Origin of the sequence: Calothrix sp. NIES-2100 (assembly GCF_963875285.1) — a bacterium.
Lineage (GTDB): Bacteria > Cyanobacteriota > Cyanobacteriia > Cyanobacteriales > Nostocaceae > Aulosira.
The window spans coordinates 209,881-228,613 of the sequence record NZ_CAWNLA010000001.1 but is presented as its reverse complement, the minus strand read 5'-3'; the positions used below and the strand labels follow the sequence as shown (position 1 = coordinate 228,613).

The following is an 18,733-nucleotide window of genomic DNA, read 5'->3' as shown; positions in this document are numbered from 1 at the left end:
GTCATAGATGAACTGCGATCGCCTTTATCACTACCTACAATGCGATCGCCTTTCCATTTTCATACATAATCAAGTGCGATCGCCTTTAGGACTACCCACAGTGCGATCGCTTTCCATTCTCATACATATTCAACTGCGATCGCCTTTGTCATTACCCAGAGCGTGATCGCCTTTGTGTGATGGTGGATGAAAGTGCGATCGCTCTTGTTTACCAAAACCCTGTAATATCATTTCATGATTGACCATGACCAATTATTTAAAAAGCTTTTAGAAAACTTCTTTCCTGAGTTCATCGAGCTATTTTTCCCCGATATCACTAACTATTGGGAACGCGACAGTATCGAATTTATACCCCAAGAGGTATTTACAGATATCACTGTGGGAACCAAGAAAATCGTTGATTTAGTTGTCCGCGCATCTTTTTGTGATCGAGATTCATTATTTATCATCCATACCGAACATCAATCATCCAGTGAATCTGATTTTAATGCGCGGATGTTTACCTATTTTGCACGTCTCCACGAAAAATATGCTTTGCCAATTTACCCGATTGTCTTATATTCCCACGACTCACCCCTAACCCGCGAACCAAACATTTACACCGTTGAGTTTCCCGGTTGGAAAGTCCTAGAATTTAACTACAGGGTAATTCAATTAAACCAATTTAATTGGCGGGATTTTGTCAATACACCCAATCCAGTTGCAAGTGCTTTAATATCAAAAATGCGGATGGACAAACAAGAACGTCCCACCGTGAAATTATTGTCATTACAGTTACTTGTGAGTTTGGGACTAAATCCCGCACAAATTGAGCTAATTTCCCAATTTGTCGATGTTTACCTAGAATTAAACACCCTGGAAGAAGCCATTTTCCAATCACAACTTGCTACCATTGAACCAGCACAGGAGGAAGAAGTTATGGAGATTGTCACAAGTTGGCAACGTCGAGGAAGGGAAGAAGGACGAGAACAGGGAAAACAATTAGAAGCATGTACGATGGTTCTGCGACAACTCAATCGTCGTGTCGGTGCGTTAACTCCCCAGTTACAGGATCGGATTCAACAGCTATCAACCCCTCAGTTAGAAGATTTGGGTGAAGCTTTGTTAGATTTTAGCATGATCGCCGACTTAGAAAACTGGTTGATTGCCCATGAAAATTGAGGATAAGTAAGAGCGTTGGCGTAGCCCGCCGCAGGCATCGCTTGGACAATCTCATACATAATCAAGTATGTTGGCGCAGCCCAACCCAGGCATCGCTTTCCCTAAAAATGCAGCTATTCCACTAAATTAATTTAAAAACTTCTCCACACACCTAATAAATATTTCCACACCCATTGGTAATGCAGTTTCATCAAAATCAAACCGGGGATGATGATGAGGATAAGCCAAATCTTTGGCGGGATTGGCAGAACCTAAAAAGAAATAACACCCAGGAACTTCTTGCAAGAAAAATGACATATCTTCACCGCCCATAGTTTGGCATTCTGGCACAATTCCCATCGGCGTTTCTACCACTTCTTGTGCTAGTGATCGCACTAATTCTGCAATGCCTGCATCATTAATTACTGGGGGATAAAGTGACACATATTCTAAGTCATAACTTGCGCCATGACTCTGGCACACTCCGGCAATTATCTGCTCAATCCGCTGGTGAAAATAACCTGCAAAAGCTGGGTTAAAATACCTGACTGTGCCTTTCATATTTGCTGTGTCAGCAATCACATTATGTGCTGTACCCGCATGAAGCGCACCTACAGTTACCACTGCTGAATCAATGGGATTCACGTTTCGTGCTACGATTGTTTGCAAAGCGTTGACAATTTGGGCGGCAACGACAATCGAATCCACAGTTTGATGTGGTATTGCCCCATGTCCACCTTTGCCGAAAATTGTGCAGTTGAATAATTCTACAGCTGCCATTAACGCTCCAGGCCGAACGCCGACTGTTCCCAAGCCTAGGTTATTCCACAGGTGTAAGCCAATAATTGCATCGACATCGGGGTTTTTCAGTACCCCAGCCTCAATCATCGGTTTTGCACCTCCTGGCCCTTCTTCTGCTGGCTGGAAGATAATTTTTACAGTGCCAGCAAAATCGTCGCGATGCTGCTGGAGATAGTAAGCTGTACCTAGGGCGATCGCAGTATGTCCGTCATGTCCACAAGCGTGCATTACGCCATCATGCTGGGAACAATAAGCCACTTGGTTGAGTTCTTGAATTGGCAAAGCATCCATATCAGCCCGAATTGCCAAAACCTTACCATTGCTGAGTTTGTTACCTTTGATAATCGCCACAATTCCAGTTTGGGCAATACCAGTTTGATGCTCAATTCCCCATTCTTGCAACTTCTGTGCGATAAACTCAGCTGTGAGTTTTTCTTTAAAACCCAACTCTGGTTTTTGATGTAGTCGCCGCCGCCATTCTACCAGTTGCGGAAGCAATGAACGGATCGAGAGTCGGACATGAGATAAGTCAACAGACGCAGGATTTGGGAAGGTGGAAACCATCTGAAGGATGAAGGATGAAGGATGAAGGATGAAAGATGAACTTACATAACTTTATTATTAACGTGATTTTTTAGTCTTTGTCTTTTACTCTTGAGATTTTGTTGATTTCTGGAATGATTCCTAAATCTAAATTTGACGCAACTTGGGCTAATTTGTCTAAGTCAGCGAGGTTATCTAAATGGGGTAAGCAACCTAAAACTGGGGTATTGGTGAGTGATTGAATCAAATCTTGTGGCGTTAAGTCGGCTATTTCTGCCTCAGAACGGGGTTGTACGCAGTTGAGAACAATTCCTTTGAGATTTACCCGCGCTTGTCTAGCTAATGCTACATTAGCCACTGCTTGCGCGATCGCTCCTAACCTGACAGGAACTACTAGAACCGTTGGTAAATGCCAGTCTCCAGCTAAGTCTGCTACCGTCAATTCATCTGTGATGGGTGAGCCTAAGCCCCCTAAAGATTCTACCAGGACAAAATCCCGCTGCGATCGCAATTTAGACAGAGCTTGCCAAACTACAGCTAAATCCACTTGGCGATTTTCCTTGGCGGCGGCGATCGGCGGCGCTAAAGGTGCTTGAAAATACAACGGTGTAATTTCTTCAGATGTTTGTTGTAGGGAAAACAGCTTTTGATACCATTCGCGATCGCCTTCTCCTGATTGAATCGGTTTCATAATTCCCCAATTGCGCTCAGGAAAATATTTTTGCCAATAGGCTGCTAATGCTGTTGTTAAAACAGTTTTCCCCGCTTCAGTATCAGTACCTGTAATTAGTAGTGTGTTCAACAATTTGTTTCTGGAAAAGTCAATTATCAGCTTGTGTACTAATTGCTCATCATACTTATAATTCTGTTTATTTACAATTGATTTATTATTGTAAATTTTAATAGCTAACATTTATTAAAGATAAAGGATGAAGTGAGAATTGGTACAAGCTTGCCCTACGTCCCGCTACGCTAACGCCCAAGGTGGGCGAAAAAAATTAAGTTTTTCCTTAATTTCTGCCCCATCCCACCCTTCAGGAATTAACGCATTCAAGAAATTTATTTTTGACTTTTGACTTCCGTTCATCGGTTGGGTGGGGTAATTTCATACTTCAGTTGACTTCAACCCAACTATCTATATAGTTTAAACCTTCAGGCATCATCCGCCCTTTTTCTCGAAAGCGACGGTATATTTTTTAAGGATCGCGATTGTTGAATCGCTCGATTACCATGAATAACATTTTGCCTCCTTAGCCATCTTTAAAAAACACAATGTCTTGGTATTCAGTGGAATTCCTGTTTAAGTTCCTGGGCTATTAGTGGGATTAGGTACGTTAGTTGGTTGTTCAGTGGCAGTGGGTGTGGGTGTGGGGCTTGGTGTGGGGCTTGGTGTGGGAGTTGGTGTGGGAGTTGGTGTGGGGCTTGGTGTAGGAGTTGGTGTGGGAGTTGGTGTGGGAGTTGGTGTGGGGCTAGGTGTAGGAGTCTCCTGGATGGATTTTTCTAATCCAACATTGAGAGTGTAATCACTCTCGGCAATTCCTGGTTCTAGACTTAATTGAATAGTGTATCTACCTGTTCGCGGTAATTTGCCATCATAGGATGTAACTTGATTAGCCAAATTATCAATGGGTTGTTTATTCCTATCTAAAATTGCTAGAACAATGCCATTACCTTGCTCCAGCGCCGCAGTTAATCTTTGCCCTTTTTGTCCAGAAAAACTGTACTGAACTATTTGATTTTCTTTCAGCGTATTTTCTACTTTAGCTGTATTGGATGCTCCAAAATTAAGGCGCTTACTCAAAACAACAGGTTCAGCATTAGTCGGTGTCGGTGAGGGTGTTAATGTCGTACCACCAGAAACAACTGGTGAAGGGAAAGTTTGTGGTGGTGTTTCTGGTGGTGTTTGCGGCGACTGACTGCGAATAGAACTCACCAACGCCCAAGAACCAACTCCTGCTAAAATAACTACAGCACTGCCAATAGCCCCAACTGCTAGTGGATTATCTAAGACAGAATTACTATTGCTGGGTGGAATTGCTGGTCTAGGCTTATTGGGTGAAGGTGAAGGTGCTGGCTGAGGCTGACGACCACCAACAGCAAGGGTTTGGAGATTGGAGACATTATTGGGGATAGGGACATTGGGTTGATCGATCGCTTGCAATGCTTGGATCACCTCAGTTGCACTTTGGTAGCGATCGCTTGGTCGATAATTCAACATCCGATTAATCACTTCGGCAAATCGGGGATTAACTCTCGCCCATTGTTGCCAATTCCATGTTAGTTGATTGTCATCAAATAAATCTCTTGGTTCTCTACCAGTCAGCAAAACGAGCGCAGTCACAGCGAGTGCATATAAATCACTATTAGGGTAAGCTTGCCCTGTTTGCATTTGTTCGCTGGGAGAATAACCTGATTTCCCCACAGTAGTGACGGGCGCGGTGCTATTGGGAGATTGCAATCGAGTTGCTAATTCTTTCACTACCCCAAAATCAATTAATACTGGTTTAGCATCACTATCTCGTAAAATAATATTCTCTGGTGAAATATCTCGGTGAATAATTCCCCGACTGTGAATATGCTCCAATACAGGTAACAAAGAGCGCATCAACAGTAACACTTCTGGTTCTGTTAAAGTTTGACCAGTAGCTTGGCGTTCCGCAAGTATAGTCCGGTAAGTCTTACCTGGAACATAATCTTCCACCAAAAATAAACGCTGATCTTGTTCAAATCTTTCTCGGAATTTTGGTATTTGCGGATGTTCAATTTGATACAAAATTGCCGCTTCTCGGTGAAAAAGTTCTTGTGTCTTCTCCCACACAGAAGTTCCAGTAGTTGTCGGAATTAATTCTTTAATCGCGCAAAGTTCATTAAATCGCCGCTGATCTTCCGCCAAATAAGTTCTGCCAAATCCTCCTTGTCCGAGGATTTGAATCATGCGGTAACGGTTTTGCAGGATAGTGCCAACAGTAATAGGTGGTTGCATAATTGTTTAATTAAGGGGCATTGGGCATGGGGTATTGGGCATTGGGCATTGGGCATTGGGCATTGGGCATTGGGCATTGGGCATGGGGCATTGGGCATTGGGCATTGGGCATTGGGCATTAGGCATTTCTGATTTATCTCCCTTGTCCTCCTTGTCTCCCTTGTCCTCCTTGTCCCCCTCATCTCCCGGTGAGTTTCGACTTCTCTGCGAGACGCTACGCGAACACTCAACTACCGCGAAGTCGAACCACATCTCCCTCATCCACAAAGCTTTTTGCATTCACAACTGGCTGCTGTATGATTTATCACTACCATTGTTTTTAATTCGGTAAATCAGTATCATATAAGACTTGTTATTTACTTAAGTGTTGATTTATTCGTGTGCGACTATATAATATCTCGGAGCAATTGCGCTGAAACTGTAAAAAGTTTGTAGCTAATTCCCAAAATAGGTGCGTATAAGTAGCAATCTCCCAAAAAAATCTCAGATGTGAGGTTTTGCTGACTGCAAGCAAAAATCCGAATAATGGCTCTAGTTATTCGAGTGCTTGTTCAGTTAAGCTATCAATGGTTTGTTTACCAAACGTACTCAAAAATTTGCAAATCATAATTTTTAGGAGAAATGTTTTAACTTTTACAGATATTTTTTTACACTATTCCGGTTAAATTTGCTAAATTGCTGATGTTAAGATTGCCATGAATGCACATCGAGGATCTGCTGTGCTCAGTTCTGCAACTTTATCTAAAGTGCAGCCAGCTGCAACAGGAATAACTGAAAATAATCGCCTGCGGCTGTTTTCTGGTTCTGCCAATGTACAACTGTCTCAAGAAGTCGCTCGCTACCTGGGCATGGACTTAGGTCCAATGATCCGTAAAAGGTTTGCGGACGGCGAACTCTATATCCAAATCCAGGAGTCTATCCGGGGTTGTGATGTCTATCTCATCCAGCCATCCTGTCAGCCCGTTAACGATCATTTAATGGAATTGCTGATTATGATTGATGCCTGTCGTCGAGCTTCTGCTCGCCAGGTGACAGCAGTAATTCCGTACTATGGCTATGCGCGGGCTGATCGCAAAACAGCAGGACGAGAATCAATCACTGCGAAGTTGGTTGCTAACCTCATCACTCAAGCAGGAGCCAACCGTGTTTTGGCAATGGATTTGCACTCAGCCCAAATTCAGGGATATTTCGACATACCTTTTGATCATGTTTATGGTTCGCCAGTTTTACTAGATTATCTGGCCAGTAAACAGCTATCAGATCTTGTAGTTGTCTCTCCTGATGTTGGCGGTGTAGCCAGAGCCAGAGCATTTGCCAAAAAGCTGGGTGATGCTCCGTTGGCGATTATTGATAAACGTCGTCAGGCTCACAATATCGCCGAAGTATTAAATGTAATTGGTGATGTGAGGGGTAAAACAGCAGTCTTAGTGGACGATATGATCGACACTGGAGGCACAATTGCTGCCGGAGCAAGGTTGCTACGTGAAGAAGGAGCGCGTCAGGTCTATGCCTGTGCAACTCATGCAGTGTTCTCGCCACCTGCTGTTGAGCGGTTGTCTAGTGGCTTGTTTGAGGAAGTAATCGTCACCAACACGATTCCCATTCCAGAAAGCAATCGTTTTCCGCAACTCGTAGTGCTTTCAGTGGCTAATCTACTCGGAGAAACCATCTGGCGGATTCACGAAGATACTTCAGTAAGTAGTATGTTCCGCTAGCAAAAAAACGACTGTTACATCCGTTACAGTTCTGCGTAAATAACTATGAAGTACGAAGTATGAAGTAGGAAATTTTTCTCGCTTCATTCTTCAACCTTCATGTCGAGGGGAATCTCAGCAGAGGCGTTCTAATTCTGCGGCGATCGCTCTTTGTCCCATATTGTGGAAGTATATGAATAGCGAAACAGTAACCTTGCAATCTTTGTATACGGTTACAGATCAAGAACTACTGCTGATGAGTTCGCAAAACCCAGAACTGCGGTTTGAACGCAATGCTGATGGAACTATAGATACTATGCCACCAACTGGAGGAATTTCTGGGAATCGGGAAGCCAAAGCCGTAGCTTATTTATTAAATTGGGTAGAAAGTCAGGATTTAGGCGAAGTTTTTAGTGCCAGTACAGGTTTTAGATTACCAAATACGGCTGTACGTTCTCCTGATGCTGCTTTTGTCGCTAAAGGACGCTTACCAATCGGTTGGGATGAGCAAGAAGATCAGTTTATCAACTTAGCACCGGATTTCGTGATTGAAATTCGTTCTCAAAATGACAGCCTAGAAAAACTCAAAGCCAAGATGGCAGAATATATTGCCAATGGCGTGCGCTTAGGATGGTTAATTGACCGTCAAAATCAGCAAGCTTTAGTTTACCGTCAAGATGGCTCAATTACTCAATATCCAGCCACAGCCACTTTGAGTGGGGAAGATGTTGTACCTGGATTTACGTTGTTGTTAAAAAAATTATTGTAATTACAAATCTTAACTACTATTCAAGATTACCAATCCGGTTAAAAGGGTAAAATCTTTTGCTGACTTTACCAACAATCAATTCACGAGGTACAACTCCCCAGCAACGTCCATCATAGGAACTGTTGCGATTATCACCTAATGCTAGATAGGATGCAGGTGGTATAGTGACTGGTTTTGCTAGGTAAGGTGGCTGAATTCCTGATGTGCAAACATCAATTACAGTTCTCTGATTAGAACTCAAGTACTTATTTTCTGGTAAAGGTTGGTTGTTAATATAAACTTGCCCATTCTTCAATTCTACTTTTTCACCAGGTAGCCCAACTATACGCTTAATAAACGCATCCTGGTATCCTTCCTTTTGTAGCGCTTCAGTAGGCGAAAATACTACAATGTCGCCGCGTTTGGGATCTTCAAAGCGATAACTGAGCTTATCAACTAAAATTTTATCTGCCTCCCATTGGTTTGGTGAACCGTGCAGAGTTGGTTCCATAGCGCCTGAAGGTATCCATCTAGCTTCCATTACATATTTTCTCAAAGAAAATCCAGTGCTTATAAATAATAAATCTGATACTGCTATGAGTATGGCAATAATTAATGCCCAATTTTTTGACCTTTGACGATGCACTGGGGAAAACACATATGCTAGATATGAAATCACAGCATAAATAATCGGTGAGAGAAATTGTGAGATACCTGAAAAAACAATGATCAAGATAACTGCGAATATGCCAAATAACCACTTACCAATGTAGAAGTGACCGATTCCTAAAAATAGCTGCGAAAGAAACATAGCTAGCCAAGGGTCTTTACTTTGCTGGCGTAAGTCCTCGAATTCTCGAGTATTCTTACTTTTGGCAGCACTATAAGCATCGAAAAGATTCCACAACCAGACAAACCCAAGAGTAACTAAAAGACCAACACCAATTATCAAATTACCTTTGGAACTGACTATCGAGCATAATGCAGTTATATATAAAGCAATATAAATAAATATCAGGAAATATCCCTGATTTTTTTGTCCTGAATATATTTGTCCTAACCCAGGAAATATTTTGGATAAATTTACGGCTAGCCAAGGTTCTTTAGACATATCAAATCACTCTTCTGTGAGGATGATGTAAAACAAAGATTTTATAAGTAATCATATTTTATAGCTATAAGAGTCATATTTGATTTTTGAAATAATACGTAGGGGAGCCACTGCGTTGGACGGGTTCCCCGGCATAAAGCAAGTGGCGTTGGGCATTGTCCACTCTACAAATACTTCAGATTCAGCAATAGCAAATTTGAGGGGCAAAGATATTGCAGAAGGGTTTACTTTGCTTTTCAAAAGTTAATATAATTTTGCAGTGTTACAAGCTTTATCCATTATTTGCTTTGCTAATGGATGATAACCATTGTGATTTAAAAACGCTAAAGGTGATTCTTTTACTTGATAGCTAATAGCTTCACCTGTAGTTACCAACCTAGCGAAGTGTTCACAATTCCATCCTAAAACCCCATAATGCCAGTCCTTGAAAAGTTCATAAGCAATTAAGCATCGAGCAAGCACTTTCTTTCTATCTAATAAAATTACATGTTGTGTTCTTTGAGCCTGGTGTGGAATTGGAAATACAGCAAATCCGTTTCCACCAAAGTTAAAAGCGTGAGTTTTAGAGATAGTTATGTGATAGTGCAATGTAGAACTTTTTCGATGATCTTTGTGATGTATGAGTAATCCAGCATTGGGGCTGTCATAGTCTACATGTGCAGTAAATTCCTTAATAATACGGTCTGTGGATGTAGAATTAACGATTTTGATAGTAGGAAAGTTAACATTAGCGCTTTGAAGACTTTGAATATTCAAAAGTGAAAGCCACTCCTCAATTGACTGAGGGCGATTTTCTGGCTTCACCTCCATACCCTTGAGAATTGCCTGATTAACTCTATCGCTGATACCAGGATTGATAATTTTTGGTTCTTCTAACGGCGCACCAATTGCTCTGATTGGAGCCATTGTTGGTACTTCTCCCGTTACCAAACAATACAGCGTTGCAGCCAAAGCATAAACATCTGTAAAAGCACCTCGTTTTGCTCGCTTATCATATTGCTCAATTGGCGAAAAGCCATCAGCTAGCATTTGTGTATGAGTCTGAGTCAAATTTTGAGAAAATTCCCGCGCAATCCCAAAATCAATTAATACCGCCTCTGATTTATCAGCACGCAACATAATATTTTGCGGTTTTACATCCCGATGCAGCAAGCCGTTATTGTGAACTACGGTTAGCGCCTCACCAATTTGCTGAATATATCGTAATGCTTCCGCCTCTGGTAAAATACCTTGATTCTCAACTCGATAAGCTAAATTGTCGCCATCAATGTATTCCATGACAATGCACCACAGGTTATCCTCTTGGATTACCTCATCTATTTGCACAATATGGGGATGACTGCATTTAGCTAGTTTTATAGCTTCATTCAAAAAATCTTGCTGAAACCTGGTAAAGTCGGGACGGCGTTGTACTTGATCGTTCAATGTTTTAATTACAATGTAGCGACCATTATTATCTCTAGCGCGGTAAGTAATACCAAAGCCACCTTCGCCTAATTCTGTTTCTATCGTATACTTACCACACTGCAACTGCTGTCCAGTTTTCCAAACCATAATGACAAATTTCCTGCCAAAAATTTATGTCAATTTTGGCACAACGGTAATTGGCAAATTGGAAATTTGAAGTAATGGGTGAAAAAGTCCCCGGAATTGTGACGATTACGCTAGAATTGTTAAAGCTTCTTTACAGAGTTTGTACTTTATCCGCAATTCTGCTAAAACAGCCTAGCATCCTAACATTTAAGATGTACATCTGAAAACCCCCTCTAGAGTTCACAAAAGCTTCTATGACGCTCCCAATTCGTAACGTCGCCATTATTGCCCACGTAGACCACGGCAAAACCACCCTGGTTGATGCACTCCTCAAACAATCCGGCATTTTCCGAGAAGGTGAAGACGTTCCGGATTGTGTCATGGATTCCAACGCCCTGGAACGAGAACGGGGAATTACAATTCTCTCTAAAAATACAGCGGTTCGTTACAAAGACACGCTAATCAATATTGTTGATACCCCAGGTCACGCTGACTTTGGTGGTGAAGTTGAACGCGTACTCGGCATGGTTGACGGATGTCTGCTGATTGTCGATGCCAATGAAGGCCCCATGCCCCAAACACGCTTTGTACTCAAAAAAGCGTTAGAAAAAGGTCTGCGCCCCATCGTTGTTGTCAACAAAATCGACCGTGGCCAAGCTGACCCCCACGTTGCTGTTGATAAGGTTTTGGATCTGTTCTTGGAATTAGGGGCAGATGAAGACCAGTGTGATTTTACCTATCTGTTTGCCTCCGGTATGGGGGGTTATGCCAAGGAAAGCTTGGAAGCAGAATCGGTAGATATGCAACCCCTATTTAATGCAATTCTGCAACACGTTCCACCACCAGTTGGCGACGTTAACAAGCCCCTGCAATTGCAAGTCACAACCCTAGATTATTCTGAATATCTGGGACGAATTGTGATTGGCAGAATTCACAACGGCACTATCCGGGCTGGACAACAAGCCGCTTTAATTACAGAAAATGGCACAGTTGTCAAGTCTAAAATCACCAAGTTGATGGGCTTTGAAGGCTTGAAACGGGTGGAAATGGAAGAAGCCACCGCAGGTTATATTGTGGCGGTTGCTGGTTTCGCTGATGCTTACATTGGAGAAACAATTACTGACCCTAACGAACCACAAGCTTTGCCACTAATTAAAGTGGATGAACCAACCTTACAAATGACCTTCTGGGTAAATGATTCGCCCTTTGCAGGTCAAGAAGGAAAGTTGGTGACTTCACGCCAAGTGCGCGATCGCCTGTTCCGTGAACTGGAAACGAACGTTGCTTTGCGTGTCGAAGAAACAGATTCTCCCGATAAATTCCTCGTTTCCGGTCGTGGTGAACTTCACCTGGGTATCTTAATTGAAACCATGCGCCGGGAAGGCTTCGAGTTTCAGGTATCTCAGCCACAGGTAATTTACCGCGAAGTCAGCGGTCAACCTTGCGAACCTTACGAACTCCTGGTGTTGGACGTTCCAGCTGATGCAGTGGGTAGCTGTATTGAACGCCTAGGACAACGCAAAGGCGAAATGCAAGATATGCAACCAGGTAGTGGCGATCGCACTCAACTAGAGTTTGTAATTCCCGCCCGTGGTTTGATTGGTTTCCGTGGTGAATTCATGCGGATGACTCGCGGTGAAGGCATCATGAACCACAGCTTCTTGGATTACCGTCAACTGTCTGGCGACATTGAAGCCCGTAACAAAGGCGTTTTAATCTCCTTTGAAGAAGGCGTTTCTACCTTCTACGCCATGAAGAACGCGGAAGATAGAGGAGCATTCTTTATTACACCAGGTACTAAAGTTTACAGAGGTATGATTGTGGGTGAACACAATCGTCCCCAAGACTTAGAACTGAATGTTTGTAAAACCAAGCAGTTGACCAACCACCGCGCTGCTGGTGGCGATGAACTAGTGCAACTGCAAGCACCGATAGACATGAGTCTAGAACGTGCTTTGGAATACATTGGCCCCGATGAATTGGTGGAAGTTACACCCAAATCGATTCGTCTGCGGAAGATGTCGAAGAAGTTGGTAAAACGGTAAGTAAAGCCATAACTTAATTGATTTAGAAAGCCCACTTATGTGGGCTTTTTATTTTGTTGGTTACATCTGTGCGTGTCTTTTTTAAGTTGCTCAATTCCTCAAAACTATCTAGTGTTGTTTGTCGTACTTATATCCAAAAAGACAAATTTGTTTTTTATGAAGATTTATACAAATGTTCGTTATGTTCATTAGAGCATGAGGTTTTTACTGATATAAATATAATTGTCAGTATTATAAAAAAACTAACTAAACTTTTATTAGTACAGTATGACCGCAAATAGTATTAAATTTACGATCGCCTTCAACGACCCTGACTTAGATGCGGAAGAAAAGGACGAACAGGTTCAACGGCTAATAACTGAACTCAAACAAATTGAGGAGGTAGATGCAGTTGTTGGTCGTGTTCTTGACCCCAAACCACCAGAAGGCAACAAAGCATTAGGCGGGTTTCTGGTGGGTATGTTAATGGCTGAGGTAAATACAGCCAATGCGAAAAAGTTGGTGGGATTTCTGGGCGATCGCCTGGGGGGTAAACCGATTGAATTGTCAGTGGAAGCCAACGGCAAAAAACTGTCGGTGAAAGCACACAGTCGGGAAGAACTGGAAGCAGCCATCAAAGCAGCCCAAGATTTTATTGCAGCATAGACAGGAAAACATGGCAAAGGTAGCGTTACTGATTGGGGTCAGTGAGTATGAGCCGGGGCTAAATCCATTACCTGCGGCTGTCAAAGATATTGAGGCACTGCAACGGGTTTTGAAAGATTCGGAAATGGGCGGATTTGATGAGGTGAAAGCGCTTCCTAATCCTGACCGCCAGACAATGGAATCTGAGATTGAAAACTTGTTTGCGGGTCGTGATAAAGAGGATTTGGTGTTGCTATTTTTTTCTGGACACGGCATTAAAGATGATGGTAACAAGCTGTATTTTGCCACTCGGATAACTCGTAAGAATCTCAAAGGCGAGTTGATTCGGTCAACTGCTGTACCCGCCAACTTTGTTCAGGAAATTATGAACAATAGCCGTGCCAAACGGCAGACAATTATCTTAGACTGTTGCTTTAGCGGAGCCTTCGATCCTGCTTTACACACCAAAGATGATGGCTCAGTTGACTTGCAGAGCCTGGGGGCTGAAGGGCGGGTAGTACTGACTTCTTCTAGTTCAACCCAGTATTCCTTTGAGCAGCAGGGATCGGACTTATCGATTTACACCCGATATCTAGTTGAGGGGATTGAAACCGGAGCAGGCGATCGCAATGAGGATGGGTTTGTTTCGGTGCTGGAATTGCATGAGTATGCTGCTAGCAAAGTGCAGGAAACTGCCCCCAAGATGACCCCAAAGATTATCGTTCTTAAAGACAAGGGGTTTGAAATTGTTCTCTCCAAAGCACGAGTTACTGACCCTAAGTTGAGATATCGGAAAGCTGCTTCACGTTATGCAAATGCTGGAACGATTCGGCCTGCTGGTCGCGCTGTTTTGAATACACTGAGGCAGCAGTTAGGCTTGACTTCTGAAGAAGCTGCTGAAATTGAAACTGAGGTATTACGCCCTTATCAAGAGCGATTAGCGAATTTACAAACCTATCGGGAAGCTTTAATTGCAGAAGCAGAGCATGAATATCCTCTAAGTGAGGAAGCCTGTAAAGAAGTGAATATGCTGCAAGAGCTTCTGGGGTTAAGAGACGCTGATATTTTGGCAGTTAAGCAAGAAGTTGAGGCGCAGTTTGCCCAGAAGTCAGAGTCATACCAACAGAATTTAGCTCAATACAAGCAGGTATTCATAGAAGCAATTCAACGAGAATTTCCTTTAAACCAGCAAGCTCGTCAAAATTTAGAGAATTTGCAGAAGTCTTTAGGACTGAGAAATGAAGATATTACTCTTGTTGAACAACCTCTTCTTCAGCAAGCAGAAATCGAATATCAGGAAAAGCTGAGACAAGAACAAGAGCAGGCGGAATATGAAAATCAACTCCGTCGTTACGAGCAAAATTTTGCAAAGGCAGTTGAGGCAGAGTATCCACTAAAGCAAACAGTTTTGAATGACTTGAAGAACTTTCAGCAGCAACTAAACCTTAAGGATGAAGATGTTGCACGCGTTGAGCGAACAATTCGTGAACGAGCGGAAGCAGACCTTACAAAGAAACTGAATGAACAAAAGGCTGAGTATGAAAGCAAATTACGGCGCTATGAGCAAGAGTTTGCAAATGCTGTTCAGGCAGAATATCCACTAAGTGAAGTAGTTTGGTATCAACTTAAGAAACTTCAGCAGCAACTACACCTTAACGATGAAGATGTTGTATGCGTTGAACGAACAATTCGTCAACCAGCGGAAGCAAAGCTTACAAAGAAACTGAATGAACAAAAGGCTGAGTATGAAAGCAAATTGCAACGTTACGAGCTAGATTTTGCAAAGGCAGTTGAGGCAGGATATCCAAGCCAAGGAGTTTGGAGTAAATTTAAGAAACTTCAGCAGCAACTACACCTTAAGGACGAGGATGTTGCCCGTGTTGAGCAAGCGGCTCTTCGTGAACAACAGGAGAAACTGAAGCAACAAAAGGCTGAGTATGAAAGCAAATTGCGGCGCTATGAGCAAGAGTTTGCAAAAGCTGTTCAAGCAGAGTACCCGCCAAACCAGTATGTTGTGGATGGGCTGAAAAACTTTCAGCAGCAGCTAGGACTTAAGGATGAGGATGTTGCTCGAATTGAGCGACCCATTCGCGAGCGAGCAAAGGCAAAGCATCACAAGGAAAATAACATTAGTTGGGGAGACGACGTAATTGACGCTGACTTCACTGAGGACTACGTAAGTAATGCTGATGATGTAATTGACGCTGACTTCACAGAAACAGACAAAGATTTAGATCGACAACGACGTGCATATAATAACCACCAACTTGGGCAGTATTTGTACAATCAAGGGCACTTAGATGAGGCAATCGCAGCATATCGAGAAGCCATCCAATTTAGTCCCAATCAAATGGAGATTTACCTTAGTTTGGGGATGGCTCTCCAGGATCAAGGCAAGCTGGATGAGGCGATCACAGCGTATCGTAAAATTATTCAAATTGACCCGAACAACGCAAATGCTCACTATATCTTAGGGGCTGCTCTTGATATTCAAGGAAAGTTGGATGAGGCGATCGCAGCATATCGGAAAGCAATCCAAATTAACCCTAACATTGCAAATAATGCTCACAAATACTTAGGAGATGCTTTAAAGGCTCAAGGCAAACTAGATGAGGCAATCACAGCGTACCGTAAAGCAATCCTAATTGACCCGAATAATGCAAATACTCACAACGACTTAGCGATTGCTCTTTATAACCAAGGCAAACTAGATGAGGCGATCGCAGCGTACCGTAAAGCTATTCAAATCAACTCGAACAATGGAATATTTCACAGCAACTGTGCAATTGCTCACAATGATTTAGGGTTTGCTCTTTTCAACCAAGGCAAACTAGATGAGGCAATCGCAGAATATCGTAAAGCCATCGAACTTGACCCTAATTATGCAAATCCTCATAATAACTTAGGGGCTATTTTGCATCAACAAGGTAAACTAGATGAGGCGATCGCAGAATATCGCAAAGCTATCCAAATTGACCCAACTCTGTCGGCTGTTATCGAGAATTTGGAGGCTGCTTTGAAGGCTCAAGGAGAAAAGAAAAAGTTTTTAGGGCTTTTCTGATATATGAATGTAAAATCGTTCCTTTGCATATTTTCACACAAAGCGATCACCCTTAGTCAAATCTTTGAGTAACAATGAAGAGGACTGAAAAAGGATTATTCTCATGACTATTCGTGAAACTGCGATCGCCAAACCCTAGCATAGATTTACAGTGCGTAGGCGAGCTTTTCGTAGACATCGGACTTACGTAAATATCTCTGTTTCATAAAACGTATTGACAACGTAAATACACAATGTCTACTATGTAAGGTATGGATGTGTATTTCGTGCTAAATGGTATCACTTTCGTTTGGAACGAAGAAAAAGCTTGGATAAATCCCGGCAATCATCATGGCGTGACATTTCAGCAAGCCACATAGGTATTTTTCGATCCGTTTTTAGTAGTTGTTGATGCAAGTCGCAATGATGAAGAAAGAGATGCTGTTATTGGCTTAGACAGACGATGGAATCTTCTGTATGTCGTCTACATTGAACGTGAAAACGAAATAATTCGGATCATTTCATCTCGTAAAGCTACACGCAAGGAGCGAGAATATTATGAAAGCTGAAGCACTGAAAAAGCGACTCGATAAAAATCGTCCAATGACTACAATCACAATTCGCATTCCCGAAGATGTCATTGAAGATTTGAAAAGAATAGCACCATTACTGGGATTTTCTGGCTATCAGCCGTTAGTGCGTGCCTATATTGGGCAAGGGCTAAGAGTTGATCTGGAACGACTGGAAGGTGATACTATCTCAGCACTGATTGCTAGCTTGAAGCGTCACGGTGTTAGCGATGAGGTTATCCATGAAGCCCTGACTGAAGTTACTCAAAAATAGTGCAATTGCGATCGCTATACTCAAAAGGGAAGACTCGCTTTTTTGCTTGGTTACAACCTCAAAATTGACTGAAGAGGGCGGGGAAACCCCACCCCTACAATTTGGGATAATTTATTTTTTGCTATTTCCTTAGCTATTCGCCTGGGAATTGATTTTTAGGTGAGACTACTCTCCGCGATCGCTATAGCTATAAGTTGTGTAAACATCACGTCGGGTGCTATGAGATGGGTCTAAACCTTCATTGCGGGAACGACGACGCAAATCACCGACATCTGGTGTGATGCTGAACGCATCTTCAATACTAATTTGACCAGTTAGCATTAATTCACAAAGAGCATCATTCATGACTTTCATACCATCTTTGCTGCTAGCTTCCATCAGTTCATAGGCTTCTGCTTCTTCACCTTTGAGTAGGTAATCTTGCATTGTGGGTGTATTGAGCAAAATTTCCATTGCGGCTGTACGTCCACCATCGGTTGTAGTGAGCAAATTTTGATTAATCACAGCGACTATGGAATCGACAATTTGCACCCGCATGATTGCTTGCTCATCAGGATTATAGAGGTTGAGTAAGCGATTAATTGCCCGAATACTGTCTTTAGAGTGGAGTGTACCTAAAACTAAGTGACCAGTTTGTGCAGCTTTGAGGGCAGTATCAACAGTAATGCGATCGCGCATTTCTCCGATTAAAATCACATCAGGGTCTTCCCGCAATACTGACCGTAAAGCCTCGTGAAATTCATGGGTATGCAAACCTACTTCCCGTTGACTTATTAAGCAATTTTGGGAGGTATGCACATATTCAATTGGATCTTCAATTGTAACGATATGTTTTTGTGTTGTTTCGTTCAAATAGCGAATCATCGCCGCTATTGTAGTAGATTTTCCTGAGCCAGTCGCGCCTGTAACTAGTACTAATCCTTGTTTTTTATTAATAATATTTTTGAGGATGGATGGTAACCCTAAGTTATCAATACTGGGGACATGCAGGGTAATTAACCGCAGTACTATCGCACCGCCAGTTAAGGTTTCAAAACAGTTGACGCGACAGCGTAAGAATCCCGGATAAACTATTGCTGTATCTAGTTCTTTGGTTTTGGCAAATTGCTCTTTTCCTGAAGGAGTCAGCATCTCGTCTAAATATGCAGCAAAGATTGTTTGTGTGACTAACTCTCCTCGTTCATATACCTCCATCTGTCCCCGAATCCGAAATCGCGGTAATTCTCCGACGCGAATATGAATGTCAGAGGCTTGCTGGATATAAGCATCGCGTACCATTTGCTGAATCGAGACTAGCTTTTTGGGCGATCGCTGTGGGGCTGGTGGTGGTGGGGGCGGTGGAAGTTCGGAAATGAAAAACTCGGACTTCAGTGCGTTATTCATATAATTTTTGCTATCGCAAGTATCAGGTGATAAGTAACGGTTAAACTGAGCTTTGACTAGCAATTTTAGATTGAATAAAAGCCGATTTTGAGATGTTTTTGCTGCTTATTTCACACTTTAGGGATGAAAAAAATTCAAAATCTAAAATCGTTTGATGACACAAACTATCCAGTTAACCCCAGACGAAAAGATTAACCGACTTTTTTTAAGTCAACCGTATACTTACTTAGATTTTCTAATCTACA

At 42.4% G+C, this 18,733-nt stretch carries 15 protein-coding genes and 1 pseudogene; 9 read left to right on the top strand and 7 right to left on the bottom strand.

Features of this window, described 5'->3' with window-relative positions; all coding sequences use genetic code 11:
- Positions 1-7: 7 nt before the first annotated feature.
- Both AACU32_RS01040 and AACU32_RS01035 read left to right on the top strand, forming a co-directional pair.
- Entirely contained in the window at positions 8-166 is a 159-nt protein-coding gene (locus AACU32_RS01040) for a hypothetical protein (RefSeq protein WP_339377390.1), read from the top strand.
- Between the two features lie 68 nt (positions 167-234).
- Positions 235-1,161 (top strand): DUF4351 domain-containing protein, encoded by a 927-nt coding sequence (locus tag AACU32_RS01035; protein ID WP_096597014.1) that lies wholly within the window; start codon positions 235-237, stop codon positions 1,159-1,161.
- A gap of 126 nt (positions 1,162-1,287) precedes the next feature.
- Here the strand turns inward: AACU32_RS01035 and AACU32_RS01030 are convergent, their stop codons facing one another.
- The 4 genes from AACU32_RS01030 to AACU32_RS01015 all read right to left on the bottom strand — a co-directional run bounded on the left by AACU32_RS01030 (position 1,288) and on the right by AACU32_RS01015 (position 5,467).
- Complete coding sequence (locus tag AACU32_RS01030; RefSeq protein WP_096597012.1) at positions 1,288-2,505, bottom strand: M20 family metallopeptidase; 1,218 nt, start codon at positions 2,503-2,505, stop codon at positions 1,288-1,290.
- Positions 2,506-2,575: 70 nt separating this feature from the next.
- Positions 2,576-3,286 carry a dethiobiotin synthase gene (gene bioD / locus AACU32_RS01025; RefSeq protein WP_096607807.1) on the bottom strand — a complete coding sequence of 237 codons (711 nt, stop codon included), beginning with the start codon at positions 3,284-3,286 and terminating at the stop codon, positions 2,576-2,578.
- Between the two features lie 310 nt (positions 3,287-3,596).
- On the bottom strand, positions 3,597-3,677 hold the full coding sequence (locus AACU32_RS01020) for a DUF3303 domain-containing protein (RefSeq protein WP_339378665.1): 81 nt from the start codon (positions 3,675-3,677) through the stop codon (positions 3,597-3,599).
- A 107-nt stretch (positions 3,678-3,784) separates the two neighbouring features.
- Positions 3,785-5,467 (bottom strand): serine/threonine-protein kinase, encoded by a 1,683-nt coding sequence (locus AACU32_RS01015; RefSeq protein WP_096597010.1) that lies wholly within the window; start codon positions 5,465-5,467, stop codon positions 3,785-3,787.
- 695 nt (positions 5,468-6,162) lie between these two features.
- Between AACU32_RS01015 and AACU32_RS01010 the strand changes: the two genes are divergently transcribed.
- Complete coding sequence (locus AACU32_RS01010) at positions 6,163-7,182, top strand: ribose-phosphate pyrophosphokinase (RefSeq protein ID WP_096597006.1); 1,020 nt, start codon at positions 6,163-6,165, stop codon at positions 7,180-7,182.
- Positions 7,183-7,354: 172 nt separating this feature from the next.
- Entirely contained in the window at positions 7,355-7,930 is a 576-nt protein-coding gene (locus AACU32_RS01005) for a Uma2 family endonuclease (protein ID WP_096597004.1), read from the top strand.
- Positions 7,931-7,946: 16 nt separating this feature from the next.
- Here the strand turns inward: AACU32_RS01005 and lepB are convergent, their stop codons facing one another.
- Positions 7,947-8,513: a signal peptidase I gene (gene lepB / locus AACU32_RS01000; RefSeq protein WP_445223212.1), complete on the bottom strand. Its 567-nt coding sequence runs from the start codon at positions 8,511-8,513 to the stop codon at positions 7,947-7,949.
- Between the two features lie 750 nt (positions 8,514-9,263).
- On the bottom strand, positions 9,264-10,574 hold the full coding sequence (locus AACU32_RS00995) for a serine/threonine protein kinase (protein WP_339377388.1): 1,311 nt from the start codon (positions 10,572-10,574) through the stop codon (positions 9,264-9,266).
- Between the two features lie 233 nt (positions 10,575-10,807).
- Between AACU32_RS00995 and typA the strand changes: the two genes are divergently transcribed.
- From typA to AACU32_RS00970, 5 genes and pseudogenes are all read left to right on the top strand, one after another.
- A complete protein-coding gene (gene typA, locus AACU32_RS00990; protein ID WP_096597000.1) occupies positions 10,808-12,598 on the top strand; it encodes a translational GTPase TypA in 1,791 nt (596 codons plus the stop codon).
- A 267-nt stretch (positions 12,599-12,865) separates the two neighbouring features.
- Complete coding sequence (locus tag AACU32_RS00985; RefSeq protein WP_096596998.1) at positions 12,866-13,243, top strand: hypothetical protein; 378 nt, start codon at positions 12,866-12,868, stop codon at positions 13,241-13,243.
- Between the two features lie 10 nt (positions 13,244-13,253).
- Positions 13,254-16,283: a tetratricopeptide repeat protein gene (locus AACU32_RS00980; protein WP_096596996.1), complete on the top strand. Its 3,030-nt coding sequence runs from the start codon at positions 13,254-13,256 to the stop codon at positions 16,281-16,283.
- A gap of 371 nt (positions 16,284-16,654) precedes the next feature.
- Positions 16,655-16,831 (top strand): annotated as a pseudogene (locus AACU32_RS00975) (BrnT family toxin); the annotation flags it as partial.
- Complete coding sequence (locus tag AACU32_RS00970) at positions 16,821-17,105, top strand: hypothetical protein (RefSeq protein WP_096574137.1); 285 nt, start codon at positions 16,821-16,823, stop codon at positions 17,103-17,105. The pseudogene AACU32_RS00975 and the gene AACU32_RS00970, both read left to right, overlap by 11 nt.
- 165 nt (positions 17,106-17,270) lie before the next feature.
- Here AACU32_RS00970 and AACU32_RS00965 read toward each other — a convergent pair whose 3' ends face one another.
- Positions 17,271-18,488: a type IV pilus twitching motility protein PilT gene (locus AACU32_RS00965; protein WP_096596994.1), complete on the bottom strand. Its 1,218-nt coding sequence runs from the start codon at positions 18,486-18,488 to the stop codon at positions 17,271-17,273.
- Positions 18,489-18,733 lie beyond the last annotated feature (245 nt).

What these genes read in the sequence shown, in the direction of transcription:
- AACU32_RS01040 (WP_339377390.1), top strand. Translation starts at nt 8, where the DNA reads ATGAACTGCGATCGCCTTTATCACTACCTACAATGCGATCGCCTTTCC.
- AACU32_RS01035 (WP_096597014.1), top strand. Translation starts at nt 235, where the DNA reads ATGATTGACCATGACCAATTATTTAAAAAGCTTTTAGAAAACTTCTTT.
- AACU32_RS01030 (WP_096597012.1), bottom strand. Translation starts at nt 2,505, where the DNA reads ATGGTTTCCACCTTCCCAAATCCTGCGTCTGTTGACTTATCTCATGTC.
- AACU32_RS01015 (WP_096597010.1), bottom strand. Translation starts at nt 5,467, where the DNA reads ATGCAACCACCTATTACTGTTGGCACTATCCTGCAAAACCGTTACCGC.
- AACU32_RS01010 (WP_096597006.1), top strand. Translation starts at nt 6,163, where the DNA reads ATGAATGCACATCGAGGATCTGCTGTGCTCAGTTCTGCAACTTTATCT.
- AACU32_RS01005 (WP_096597004.1), top strand. Translation starts at nt 7,355, where the DNA reads ATGAATAGCGAAACAGTAACCTTGCAATCTTTGTATACGGTTACAGAT.
- AACU32_RS00995 (WP_339377388.1), bottom strand. Translation starts at nt 10,574, where the DNA reads ATGGTTTGGAAAACTGGACAGCAGTTGCAGTGTGGTAAGTATACGATA.
- typA (WP_096597000.1), top strand. Translation starts at nt 10,808, where the DNA reads ATGACGCTCCCAATTCGTAACGTCGCCATTATTGCCCACGTAGACCAC.
- AACU32_RS00985 (WP_096596998.1), top strand. Translation starts at nt 12,866, where the DNA reads ATGACCGCAAATAGTATTAAATTTACGATCGCCTTCAACGACCCTGAC.
- AACU32_RS00980 (WP_096596996.1), top strand. Translation starts at nt 13,254, where the DNA reads ATGGCAAAGGTAGCGTTACTGATTGGGGTCAGTGAGTATGAGCCGGGG.
- AACU32_RS00970 (WP_096574137.1), top strand. Translation starts at nt 16,821, where the DNA reads ATGAAAGCTGAAGCACTGAAAAAGCGACTCGATAAAAATCGTCCAATG.
- AACU32_RS00965 (WP_096596994.1), bottom strand. Translation starts at nt 18,488, where the DNA reads ATGAATAACGCACTGAAGTCCGAGTTTTTCATTTCCGAACTTCCACCG.